This is a genomic window from Streptomyces sp. A 4/2 (genome assembly GCF_940670765.1).
Taxonomy (GTDB): domain Bacteria; phylum Actinomycetota; class Actinomycetes; order Streptomycetales; family Streptomycetaceae; genus Streptomyces.
Map to the genome: position 1 here is coordinate 115,267 of NZ_CALNVW010000021.1, position 12,250 is coordinate 127,516.

At 70.5% G+C, this 12,250-nt stretch carries 9 protein-coding genes; 7 read left to right on the forward strand and 2 right to left on the reverse strand.

The genetic code is table 11. The annotated features are described in order from the left end of the window. Positions 1 to 2: 2 nt before the first annotated feature. The gene (locus NBY69_RS17355; protein WP_250301888.1) at positions 3 to 1,673 is read right to left on the reverse strand and encodes a penicillin-binding transpeptidase domain-containing protein; all 1,671 of its coding nucleotides are present in this window, start codon (positions 1,671 to 1,673) and stop codon (positions 3 to 5) included. Positions 1,674 to 1,811: 138 nt separating this feature from the next. Beyond that, complete coding sequence (locus tag NBY69_RS17360; RefSeq protein WP_250301889.1) at positions 1,812 to 3,581, reverse strand: dolichyl-phosphate-mannose--protein mannosyltransferase; 1,770 nt, start codon at positions 3,579 to 3,581, stop codon at positions 1,812 to 1,814. 61 nt (positions 3,582 to 3,642) lie between these two features. On the opposite strand from NBY69_RS17360, the gene rsmI reads away from it, so the two are divergent. From rsmI to NBY69_RS17395, 7 genes are all read left to right on the forward strand, one after another. Further along, the gene (gene rsmI, locus NBY69_RS17365) at positions 3,643 to 4,533 is read left to right on the forward strand and encodes a 16S rRNA (cytidine(1402)-2'-O)-methyltransferase (RefSeq protein ID WP_250301890.1); all 891 of its coding nucleotides are present in this window, start codon (positions 3,643 to 3,645) and stop codon (positions 4,531 to 4,533) included. A 249-nt stretch (positions 4,534 to 4,782) separates the two neighbouring features. After that, positions 4,783 to 5,196, forward strand: coding sequence for a hypothetical protein (locus NBY69_RS17370; protein WP_250301891.1), 414 nt, complete (start codon positions 4,783 to 4,785; stop codon positions 5,194 to 5,196). A 99-nt stretch (positions 5,197 to 5,295) separates the two neighbouring features. After that, positions 5,296 to 6,189 carry a TatD family hydrolase gene (locus NBY69_RS17375; protein ID WP_250301892.1) on the forward strand — a complete coding sequence of 298 codons (894 nt, stop codon included), beginning with the start codon at positions 5,296 to 5,298 and terminating at the stop codon, positions 6,187 to 6,189. Positions 6,190 to 6,344: 155 nt separating this feature from the next. Beyond that, complete coding sequence (rsmA, locus tag NBY69_RS17380; RefSeq protein WP_250301893.1) at positions 6,345 to 7,223, forward strand: 16S rRNA (adenine(1518)-N(6)/adenine(1519)-N(6))-dimethyltransferase RsmA; 879 nt, start codon at positions 6,345 to 6,347, stop codon at positions 7,221 to 7,223. Positions 7,224 to 7,312: 89 nt separating this feature from the next. Beyond that, the gene (locus NBY69_RS17385; RefSeq protein WP_250301894.1) at positions 7,313 to 8,245 is read left to right on the forward strand and encodes a 4-(cytidine 5'-diphospho)-2-C-methyl-D-erythritol kinase; all 933 of its coding nucleotides are present in this window, start codon (positions 7,313 to 7,315) and stop codon (positions 8,243 to 8,245) included. A gap of 79 nt (positions 8,246 to 8,324) precedes the next feature. Next, the gene (locus NBY69_RS17390) at positions 8,325 to 10,133 is read left to right on the forward strand and encodes an ABC-F family ATP-binding cassette domain-containing protein (protein WP_250301895.1); all 1,809 of its coding nucleotides are present in this window, start codon (positions 8,325 to 8,327) and stop codon (positions 10,131 to 10,133) included. A gap of 230 nt (positions 10,134 to 10,363) precedes the next feature. Further along, a complete protein-coding gene (locus NBY69_RS17395) occupies positions 10,364 to 12,232 on the forward strand; it encodes a PQQ-binding-like beta-propeller repeat protein (RefSeq protein WP_250301896.1) in 1,869 nt (622 codons plus the stop codon). Positions 12,233 to 12,250 lie beyond the last annotated feature (18 nt).

Below are 12,250 nucleotides of genomic sequence, written 5' to 3' on the forward strand. Positions count from 1 at the left end.
CGTTACGACCCGGCTGCCAGTACCGCCGCCACCACCGGGCCCGCCGCGTCCCCGCCGTGTCCGCCGGACTGGACGACCGCCGCCGCAGCCAGGTCGTTGCTGAACCCGGTGAACCAACTGTTGGACTTCCCCTGGGCGTCGACCTCCGCCGAACCGGTCTTGGCGCCCTTGTAACCCCCGACACCGGACATGGCCACGGTGCCCGTGCCGTACGGAGCGGTCGCCGTCGTGTGCATCATGTCGCGCAGCTGCTGCGCCGTGTTGTACGGCAGCGGCTGGGCGGTCGCGACGGCCCCGTCGAGCATCGACCTGGGCACGATGACCGGCTGGTGGAAGCTGCCGCTGCGGGCGGTTGCGGTGACGGCCGCCATGTTGAGCGGGTTCATCTGGACCAGGCCCTGGCCGATCATCGCCGCCGCCGTGTTGGGGCCGGTCGTCTCCGGGACGCTGCCGTCGGCCGACGCGATGCCGACGTTCCAGACCTCACCGATGCCGAAGTACTTCTTGGCCGTCGACGGCAGCGCGGTGTCCGCGACGTGGAGGTCCGAGAGCTTGCTGAGCGGCTTGATGAAGGCGGTGTTGCAGGAGCGCGCGAAGCTCGTCTCCAGAGTGCCGCCGGCGATCGAGAAGTTGTCCAGGTTGTGGAAGGTCTGGCTGTGCCAGATGGCCTCCGACGGGCAGAGGACGGGGCTCTTCTCGGAGGCCACACCGTTGTTGATGAGCATCGCGGCCGTCATGATCTTCATCGTGGAACCGGGGGCGAGCTTGCCCTGCATGGCCGCGTTGAAGGAGTCGGCCCGGTGGTTGGCGACGGCGCGTATCTCGCCGGTGCTCGCCTTGACCGCCACCACCGAGGACTCGTCGAACTTCTTCACCGCCGTCTCGGCCGCCGCCTGCGTCCGCGCGTCGAGCGTGGTGTGCAGCAGACCGGGGGTGCCCTTGGCGAGGACCACCAGCGTCTTGGCGGGGGCCGTGTCGGCCGACGTGCCGTCCGAGGACTTCTCGATGTACGTCTCGATGCCGGGCTTGCCGCCCGCCTTGCTGCCGTACCGCTCCCGCATGGCGTCCAGGATCGGGCCGAGCGAAGGGTACTTCTCCTTCGTCAGCTCGATGTTGTTCCGGTCGACGGCCTTGACCGGGGCGGCTTTCGCCTCACCGGTCGTGAGCGTGTCGCCCTTCTTGAGCTGCGGGTGGATGACGGACGCGTCCCAGTCGACCAGCGCCCGGCCGGTCGTCAGCCCCCGTACGACCGTGAGTGACGAGGAGTACGACCAGGGCTTGGTCTTCCCCTCGAACGACAGGGTGGCCTCGACGGTGAACGGCACCTTCGCGCCCGTCGGCGCACCGGGCGTCAGCGTCACCTTGGTGACGTGCGCGTCCTCGCGGTAACCGGCCAGCAGGGGCTGCGAGTCCCCGGCGTTGTTGGTGAGCTGCGAGGCCTTCTCGGCGTCGCCGTCGGACCAGGCGGTGAGGAAGTCCTTCGCCGTCGAGCTGATCTCGTCGTCGGTCGGCGGGCCGGTGCGTACCGGCGCCGCCTGGGTCGTACTGCTCGTGCCGCTGCCCCCGCCGGAACTGTTCAGCCCGGTCCAGATGTTGTACGCGCCGTAGCCGACCCCACTGGCCACGACCGCCAGTACCCCGCTGACCATTCCTATCTTTGCCCCGTTGCGCATCGCTGCGTTCCCTCCCCAGGAATCTCCTTGAACACGTTCAAGAGAGTTACGCCGAGCAGCGTACGGGACAGCGGTGACACCCGGCCGGGGTCGTTACCCGACCGGGACCTGCGGCGGACGGGGCGTCCGAAACCGTTCCTAGATCCAGGTGTTCAGCCACATCCGGTTGTTCCACTGGCTCAGCGGAATCGCGTCCCCGGTGAACAGCGGCCAGAAATAAATGAAGTTCCACACGATCAGCAGCACCAGCACGCCCGCGCCGATCGCCCCCACCGCTCTGCGCCGCTCACTGGACCCGCGCGGCCCCAGCATCGCGCCGATCATCATGGCGACGGCCAGGCAGAGGAACGGCACGAAGACGACCGCGTAGAAGAAGAAGATCGTCCGCTGCTGGTACATGAACCAGGGCAGGTACCCGGCCGCGATCCCGCACGCGATGGCCCCGGCCCGCCAGTCCCGGCGGAAGATCCAGCGCCACAGGATGTACAGCACCGCGAAGCACGCCGCCCACCACAGCAGCGGGGTGCCCATCGCCAGGACCTCGCGGGCGCAGCTCTCGGTGCCCTTCGGGCAGCCGTCGACGCCCGGCTTGGGGGACTCGTAGAAGTACGAGACGGGGCGGCCCATCACGAGCCAGCTCCAGGGGTTCGACTGGTACTGGTGCCCCTCGGTCAGATTCACGTGGAAGCTGTAGACCTCGGCCTCGTAGTGCCAGAAGCTCCGCAGCGACGCCGGGACCCAGCTCATGTCGAACTGCGGCAGGTGGACCGTGCCCAGCACCGGGAGCTTGACGTGGTCGGGGGAGAGCCCGGCGCGGTGGGCGGCCCAGTCGCGGAAGTAGCCGCCCTTGGTCACGAACCAGCCGGTCCAGGACAGCATGTACGTCACCACGGCGACCGGCACCGTCGATACGAAGGCCGGGAGCACGTCGTGGCGGAGCACGGCCCGGTACGGGCGGACGGCGCCCGCCGTGCGGCGCGCGCCCACGTCCCAGAGCACGGCCATCACGGCGAAGAAGACCAGGACGTAGAGCCCGTTCCACTTGGTCGCCGACGCCAGGCCCAGCATCACGCCGGCCGCGATCCGCCAGGGGCGCCAGCCGAGCCGCAGGCTCCCGGCGACCGCGTTGTCGGGGCGCGGCCCGCCCTCCTCGCCGACCGGCAGGGCATCGGCGAGCCGGGCTCTGGCTCTGTCCCGGTCGATCAGCAGACAGCCGAAGGCCGCGACCACGAAGAACATGACGATGAGGTCGAGCAGCGAGGTGCGGCTCATCACGAAGTGCAGCCCGTCGACGCCGAGCAGCAGCCCGGCCAGGCACCCCAGGAACGTCGAGCGCAGCAGCCGCCTGCCGATCCGGCAGATCATCAGCACCGAGAGGGTGCCGAGCAGGGCGGTCATGAAGCGCCAGCCGAACGGCGTGAACCCGAAGAAGTGCTCACCGAGGCCGATGACCCACTTACCGATCGGCGGGTGCACCACATAGCCGGGGTCGGTGGGCACCGAGACGCGCGAGGGGTTGGCGAGGATCGCGTTGTTGATGTTGTCCGGCCAGTGGCCCTCGTACCCCTGGTGGATCAGCGCCCAGGCGTCCTTCGCGTAATACGTCTCATCGAATATCACCGCATGCGGGCTGCCCAGGTTCCAGAACCGCAGGATCCCGGCGACCAGCGTGACCAGCAGCGGACCGCCCCACGCCGACCAGCGCAGCAGCCGCTCGGCGAAGGCCGGGGAGATGCCCAGCACGGTGAACGCCTGGGGGCCCGGTGCGGCGTACGGAGGCACCAGCCGTTCGCGCAGACCGGTCCCGCGCGGGGCCGCGTAGCCGAACCGGCGCAGCCGGTGTCCCCAGCTGGGCGGCTGATTCCCGGCGTCGTGGCCCTTCGGGGGGTGAGGCGCTGTACTCGTCACCGCGCCATCGTAGGGAACCCGACTGTGTGAGTGGTGTGCACGGGGCTGGGAGAATGGAGTCGTGACAGGAACGCTGGTACTCGCAGGCACCCCCATCGGTGACGTCTCGGACGCGCCGCCCCGGCTGGCCAGGGAGCTGGAGACGGCCGATGTCGTCGCCGCCGAGGACACCAGGCGGCTTCGCAGACTGACCCAGGCTCTCGGGGTGCACACCACGGGGCGTGTCGTGTCGTACTTCGAGGGCAACGAGACCGCCCGTACGCCGGAGCTGGTCGAAGCGCTGGTGGGCGGTGCGCGGGTGCTGCTGGTGACGGACGCGGGCATGCCGTCCGTCTCCGACCCCGGGTACCGGCTGGTCGCCGCGTGCGTGGAGCAGGACATCAAGGTGACGGCCGTCCCCGGCCCGTCGGCCGTCCTCACCGCGCTGGCACTCTCCGGGCTGCCCGTGGACCGCTTCTGCTTCGAGGGCTTCCTGCCGCGCAAGGCGGGCGAGCGGCTGGGCAGGCTCCGGGAGAACGCCGCCGAGCGCCGGACGATGGTCTACTTCGAGGCCCCGCACCGGCTCGACGACACCCTCGCCGCCATGGCCGAGGTCTTCGGGGACGGGCGCAGGGCGGCCGTCTGCCGGGAGCTGACCAAGACGTACGAGGAAGTGAAGCGCGGGCCGCTGAAGGAGCTCGCCGAGTGGGCCGCCGAGGGCGTACGGGGCGAGATCACCGTCGTCGTCGAGGGCGCGGGCGACACCGGGGAGCAGGACCTGGACCCCGCTGAGCTGGTGCGCAGGGTGCAGGTGCGCGAGGAGGCGGGGGAGCGGCGCAAGGAGGCCATCGCCGCGGTCGCCGCCGAGGCGGGACTGCCCAAGCGGGAGGTCTTCGACGCGGTGGTCGCCGCGAAGAACGCGGCCAAGGACACCGCGAAGAACGCCGCCAAGGACGCCTCGAAGGATGCTTAGAAGGACGCCGCTCGCGCGGGGACGCCGGGGGGCCGTGCCGTACCCCCGGAGGAGAATGCCACCGGAAGGTAAAGGACGCGCGTGAATGGCAAAGGCCGCAACGTGATCACGGGGCCTTTGCCCACGAGCAGGCCAAATCCGCTCCAATAGTCGGCTGCCCCTGGTGCATTCCGGGAGGTGGAGGCGTCCACTGGAAGTGGGACGAAATCGTTCCACGGAAGGCTTGTCCGCAGGGCAAGAGGAGCTGGCATGAGTGAGATCACTGAAACCACCGCTCACGAGGCGTATGCGTTCGCGTGCATGCGGTGTGGCCACGGCTGGGAACAGGCGTACGAGATAGAGCATCACGTCGATGCTTCCGGTCAGGCATTTGTTGTGTACAAGGCCGATGGCGAACGGGTTCCGTCGCCGCTGTCCAACCCGAGCTGCATGAACTGTGGCGGGCACGTCATCAGGATCATGCGGTCGGGGCGCGTCTCCTCCGTGCAGAACCTGCTGTACCACCCCGAGCGGGTGACCACCGCACCCGCGACCACTCCCGCGTCGGCGCTCACGACCGCCGCCGCCCCCGAGCCGCTTCCCGCCCCGGTCGGCGGGGCGTCGCCGGCGCCGCACCACCACTGGCATCTCTCGGATCTGCTGCACCCGTTCCACCGGAAGTAGCCCGACGGCCACCGGGAGCAGCAGCCCGTCGGCCACCGGGAGCAGCCCGCCGGCCACCGGAAGCAGTCCACCGGGCGGGTGACCGTAGGATCGGGCGCCATGAGCCCGAAAGCCCCCAACGACACACCGCCGCCGCTGCCCGAACCGCTGAAGGTGCCGGTCGCGGACTCGCACACCCACCTGGACATGCAGGCCACCACCGTCGACGAGGCCCTGGAACGGGCCGCGTCGGTGGGGGTGACCGCGGTCGTCCAGGTGGGCTGCGACCTGACGGGCTCCCGCTGGGCGGCCGAGACGGCGCGGGCGTACGAGAACGTGCACGCGGCGGTCGCGCTGCACCCCAACGAAGCACCCCGCATCGTGCTGGGCGATCCGGAGGGCGGAGCGCGGCAGGGGGTCCGCGCCCCGGGCGGCGAGGCGGCCCTCGACGAGGCGCTCGGCGAGATCGAGCGACTGGCGGCCCTCCCGTACGTGCGGGCCGTCGGCGAGACGGGCCTCGACCACTACCGCACCGGACCCGAGGGCATTACGGCCCAGGAACGGTCCTTCCGGGCGCATATCGAGATCGCCAAAAGGCACGGCAAGGCGCTGGTCATTCACGACCGCGAGGCCCATGCGGATGTGCTCCGCATTCTCGAAGAAGAAGGCGCACCCGAACGCACCGTATTCCATTGCTATTCCGGCGATGCCGCAATGGCGGAAATCTGCGCGGCAAAGGGCTATTTCATGTCCTTCGCGGGGAACATGACGTTCAAGAACGCCCAGCCGCTGCGTGACGCCCTCGCTGTCGCACCGCTGGAACTCGTTCTCGTCGAAACGGACGCGCCTTTCCTCACCCCGGCTCCGTACCGTGGGCGGCCCAATGCGCCTTATCTGATTCCGGTCACGGTAAGGGCGATGGCCCAGGTGAAAAGCGTCAGCGAGGACGCCCTGGCCACGGCGATCATGGCGAATACGGTCCGGGCGTTCGGGCTGGGCGGCGAAACCGGCTGAGGCGGAGTCGGGGGCGAGCCGGGGGCGCGTCAGGGGCGATACGGAGGCGATACGGGGGCGCACCGGGGCCGCCGGACCGGTCCGATGCGCCTACGAGCCTGGCGTCCGGCCCCGGGGGCGAGCCCGGAGCCGTACCGCGGCCGTAGGCTTTACGGGTGAGCAGCACTGAACCCGACGCCCCCGAAGCCTCCGACGCCCTTCTGGGCCCCGCCGACATCCGTGAGCTGGCGACCGCACTCGGCGTACGCCCGACCAAGCAGCGCGGGCAGAACTTCGTCATCGACGCCAACACGGTGCGCAGGATCGTACGGACGGCCGAGGTGACCCGGGACGACGTGGTCGTCGAGGTCGGCCCCGGCCTCGGATCGCTGACCCTGGCCCTCCTCGAAGCGGCGGACCGGCTGGTGGCCGTCGAGATCGACGACGTGCTGGCGGGCGCGCTGCCCGCGACGATCGAGGCCAGGCTGCCCGCCCGCGCCGACCGCTTCACGCTGGTCCACGCGGACGCGATGCAGGTCCAGGAGCTGCCGGGCCCGCCGCCCACCGCGCTGGTGGCGAACCTTCCGTACAACGTGGCGGTCCCGGTCCTGCTCACCATGCTGGCCCGCTTCCCCACGATCGAGCGCACGCTGGTGATGGTCCAGGCGGAGGTCGCGGACCGGCTCGCGGCGGAACCGGGCAACAAGGTGTACGGCGTGCCGTCCGTGAAGGCCAACTGGTACGCGCACGTCAAGCGGGCGGGCTCCATCGGCCGCAACGTCTTCTGGCCCGCACCGAATGTCGACTCGGGCCTCGTCTCCCTGGTCCGGCGCACCGAACCGATCCCGACGACGGCCACCAAGGAAGAGGTCTTCGCGGTGGTCGACGCGGCGTTCGCACAGCGCCGCAAGACGCTGCGGGCCGCGCTGGCGGGCTGGGCGGGGTCGGCGGCGGCGGCCGAGGCGGCGCTGGTGGCGGCCGGGATCTCGCCGCAGGCACGCGGCGAGTCGCTCACCGTGGAGGAGTTCGCACGGATCGCGGAGGGCAAGGCGTGAGCGTCCCGGACGGTAGGCGTGTCCCGTCGACGTCGGGTACAGGCGGTACGAGTACGGACAGTACGGGCGGTACGGGGGCTCCCGCGGGCGTGACCGTCCGCGTCCCCGCCAAGGTCAATGTCCAGCTCGCGGTCGGCGGCGCACGCCCCGACGGCTTCCACGACCTGGCCAACGTCTTCCTCGCGGTGTCGCTGTACGACGAGGTCACCGTGACCCCCGCCGACTCCCTCCGCGTCACCTGCACGGGACCCGGCGCGGACCAGGTCCCCCTGGACCGGACGAACCTGGCGGCGCGGGCCGCCGAACTGCTCGCCGCGCGCCACGGGATCACCCCCGACGTACACCTCCACATCGACAAGGACATCCCCGTCGCGGGTGGCATGGCGGGCGGCAGCGCGGACGGTGCGGGCGCCCTGCTGGCCTGCGACGCGCTCTGGTCCACCGGCGCCTCGCGCGAAGAACTCCTGGACATCTGCGCCGAGTTGGGCAGCGACGTGCCCTTCAGTCTGGTCGGCGGTGCGGCGCTGGGCACCGGCCGCGGAGAGCTGCTGACGCCGCTGACGGTCGGCGGCACGTTCCACTGGGTGTTCGCGATGGCCGACGGCGGCCTCTCCACCCCGACGGTCTTCCGCGAGTTCGACCGCCTCACCCCCGACGCCGCCCCGCCGGAAGCCGCACCGGCCCTGCTGGCGGCGCTGCGCACGGGCGACACGACGGCGCTGGCGGGAGCCCTCTCGAACGACCTCCAGGCGGCGGCGGTCTCCCTGCGGCCCGCGCTCGCCGACACCCTCGCCGCCGGTACCGCGGCGGGCGCCCTGGCGGGACTGGTCTCCGGCTCCGGCCCCACGACTGCCTTCCTGGCCAAGGACGCGGAGTCGGCGGAACGGATCGCCTCCGAGCTGCGGGCCTCCGGGACCTGCCGGGCCGCCCGGGTGGCATCCTCGGCGGCGCCCGGGGCGACGGTGGTCGGCCGCCCCGCCAGGCGTCCCGGGCCCGGCAACGATCGGCCGGCCAGGTCCTAGGCCGGAGGAGGTGCGGCAAGGAGGCCCCGTCGCCGCGCCGTACCCTGGAGGCCGATCCATCCCCTTCCCAGGAGCGTCAATGGCCGTCAACCTCGTCAACGTCGAGGCCGTCAGCAAGGTCTACGGCACCCGTGCCCTGCTGGACGGTGTCTCTCTCGGCGTCTCGGAGGGCGACCGCATCGGCGTCGTGGGCCGCAACGGCGACGGCAAGACCACGCTCATCCGGATGCTCGCCAAGCTGGAGGAGCCCGACACCGGCCGGGTCACCCACAACGGCGGCCTGCGCAGCGGCGTCCTCACCCAGCACGACTCGCTGGACCCGGCAGCCACCATCAGGCACGAGGTCATCGGCGACCTCGCCGACCACGAATGGGCGGGCAACGCCAAGATCCGCGACGTACTGACCGGACTCTTCGGCGGGCTCGACCTGCCCGGCTTCCCGCAGGGCCTGGACACCGTCATCGCCCCGCTCTCCGGCGGCGAGCGCCGCCGGATCGCCCTCGCGAAGCTGCTCATCGCCGAGCAGGACCTGATCGTGCTCGACGAGCCCACCAACCACCTCGACGTCGAGGGCATCTCCTGGCTGGCGGGCCACCTCCGCGCCCGCCGCTCCGCGCTCGTCGTGGTCACCCACGACCGCTGGTTCCTGGACCAGGTCTGCACCCGCATGTGGGACGTCCAGCGCGGCGCCGTGCACGAGTACGAGGGCGGCTACAGCGACTACGTCTTCGCCCGCGCCGAGCGCGAACGCATCGCGGCCACCGAGGAGTCCAAGCGCCAGAACCTGATGCGCAAGGAGCTCGCCTGGCTGCGGCGCGGCGCCCCCGCCCGTACGTCCAAGCCCCGCTACCGCATCGAGGCGGCCAACGAACTCATCGCCGACGTGCCGCCGCCGCGCGACACCTCCGAGCTGATGAAGTTCGCCAACGCCCGCCTCGGCAAGACCGTGTTCGAGCTGGAGGACGTCACCGTCCGGGCCGGTGACAGGACGCTGCTCCAGCACCTGACCTGGCAGCTCGGCCCCGGCGACCGGATCGGCCTGGTCGGTGTGAACGGCGCGGGCAAGACCTCGCTGCTGCGCGCGCTCGCCGAGGCGGCCCGTACGCAGGGCGATGTCCAGCCCGCCGCCGGGACGATCAAGGTCGGCAGGACCGTCAAGCTCGCCCACCTCTCGCAGGAGGTCTCCGAACTCAAGCCGACGCTGCGGGTCCTCGAAGCCGTCCAGCAGGTACGGGACCGGGTCGACCTCGGCAAGGGCCGGGAGATGACCGCGGGCCAGCTGTGCGAGCAGTTCGGCTTCTCCAAGGAGAAGCAGTGGACCCCGGTCGGCGATCTCTCGGGTGGCGAGCGGCGGCGGCTCCAGATCCTGCGGCTGCTCATGGACGAGCCCAACGTCCTGTTCCTCGACGAGCCGACGAACGACCTCGACATCGAGACCCTGACCCAGCTGGAGGACCTGCTCGACGGCTGGCCCGGCTCGATGATCGTGATCTCGCACGACCGGTTCTTCATCGAGCGGACCACGGACCGGGTCTTCGCGCTGCTCGGCGACGAGGCCCTGCGGATGCTGCCGCGCGGGGTCGACGAGTACCTGGAGCGCCGCCAGAAGGTCATCGAGTCCCGCACCCCGGCCGCTGTCCAGGCCCCTGCGAAGGACGTCCCGGGCGTCGTGTCGTCGAAGGACGGCCGCGCCGCGAAGAAGGAACTCCAGAAGATCGAGCGCCAACTGGACAAGTTCTCCGACCGGGAGAGCAAGCTCCACGCACACATCACCGAGAACGCCACAGACTTCGGGAAAGTGGCCGAACTGGACGCGCAGCTGCGCGAACTGAAGGCGGAGCGTGAAGAGTTGGAGCTGCGCTGGCTGGAGCTCGCGGAGGACGCGTAGCCGTACGGCGGGACTCGCGTAACGGCGGTATCACGGGCCGGTTCTCCCTTGGGAACAGGGGTGGACCGGCCCTGCTTGTCATGAACTCCGGGTGATAGAAAGAACTCCCGCTCGACTGACGTTGATCTGTGGGATCCACACCCGATTCGCTCCTTTCCGGCGCCGCTGGCTGCCGGAATTGCGGGGGAGGCCGGTCGGGCAGCGGACCCCGCGTGAAGAGGTGTGTGCTGATGACTCAGCCGCCTGACCAGCAGCCGCCGCAGGGCGGTTTCGGCGCTCCGCAGAATCCGCCCGGTGAAGGTCCGGGCGGTTTCGGCGCCCCGCCGCCGCCCGCTCAGCCGCCGCAGATGCCGCCACCGCCGCAGGCCCCGCCGGGTCCGCCGCCCGCGCAGGGTCCGCCGCAGAGCGGACCGCCGAGCGCGCCCCAGGGGCCGCCGCCCCAGCCGCAGCCCGGTTACGGCTACCCCCAGCAGGCGCCGCAGCCCGGCCCGTACGGTCAGCCCCAGCAGGCGCCGGGACCGTACGGACAGCCGCAGGCCGGTCCCTACGGCCAGCCGCAGCAGGGCCCGTACGCGCAGCAGCCGCCGCAGGGACCCTACGGTCAGCAGCAGGGTCCGTACGGCTACCCGCAGCAGCAGTACCCGGGCGCCCCGGTCCCGCCTCAGGGCGGTGGCAAGAACCCCTTCAAGGGCAAGCCCGGCGTCATCATAGGTGCGGCCGTCGCGGGGCTTCTCGTGGTGGGCGCCGGGGTGTACTTCGCGGTCGGCGGGGGCGGCGACGACAAGAAGCCGGTCGCGAGCGACACCAAGAACTCGGACGACAAGCCGTCCCCGACGGGAAGCGTGGACCGGGGCGACGGCACCGGGGACGGCCGTCAGGGGAACGACGACCTCAACGCCGGGCGCAAGCCCGGTGAGGCCAAGGTCGACTGGCTGCAGACGAACGACGTCGCGCTGCCGCAGAACGGCGCCGAGAGCTACGGCATGTGGTTCGCCGGCGACACCGTCGTACGCGCCATGTACAAGAAGGTCGTCGGCTACGGGGTGAGCGACGGCAAGGTGAAGTGGACGCTGCCGTTCGACCACGCGATCTGCGCCGCGCCGCACCAGGCCACCGCCGACGGCAAGATCGTCATCGCGTACAAGAACAACGACACCGACAAGTCCGACTGCAACCAGTTGCAGGTCGTCGACCTCGCCACGGGCAAGGGCGGCTGGAAGAAGGAGATCCCGAAGGAGGGTCTGTTCGACATCATGACCTCCGTGGAGCTGACGATCGCGGGCAACACCGTGACCGCCAGCCGGATGGGGTCCTCCAGCGCCTTCTCGGTCACCGACGGACACAAGATCTTCGGGAAGTTCGAAGGGGCGTGCCAGCCCGACGCGTTCGCGGGCGGCAGCAAGCTCATCGCGGTCGAGGAGTGCACCAAGAACGGCCAGCCGGACGCGACGGAGCAGGTGCAGGAGCTGGACCCGGCGACCGGCAAGTCCAAGTGGACGTTCGGGCTGCCCGCGGGCTGGCAGGTCAAGAAGGTCTACTCGGTCGATCCGCTGGTCATCTACTCGACCAACGAGAAGAAGAAGTCCTGGAACATCTCCGTCCTCACGCACAAGGGCGACAGGCGTTCCCAGCTGACCACCAAGGACAGTTTCCAGCCCGAGTGCGGCATGTCCTTCATCGACCGTGACCTCCAGGGCTGCACCGGCACCGCCGCCGACGCCAACACGCTCTACCTGCCGACCGAGGCGAAGAGCGGCGCCAACGACGTCGTGGCGTTCGACCTGAACACCGGCAAGGAGAAGTGGCGGGTGCCCGCGGACGACGACCGCACGATGCTGCCGCTGCGGATGGACGGTGCCAACCTCCTCGCGTACAAGGAGCCTTCGTACGACGGCGGTGGCGCGGTCGTCAGCATCCCGCCTACGGGCGGCAAGGCCACGGTGGTCCTCCAGCACCCGGAGTCGACCGCGAGCATCGAGAACTCCTTCTTCTCGAAGACGGTCGCCTACCAGGACGGACGGTTCTTCCTGATGTCCGGGCAGGTCAGGGGCAAGAAGGGCGACAACACCGAGAAGACGATGCTGGTCTTCGGCAAGTGAGCTGTCCCCGGTCCCTCA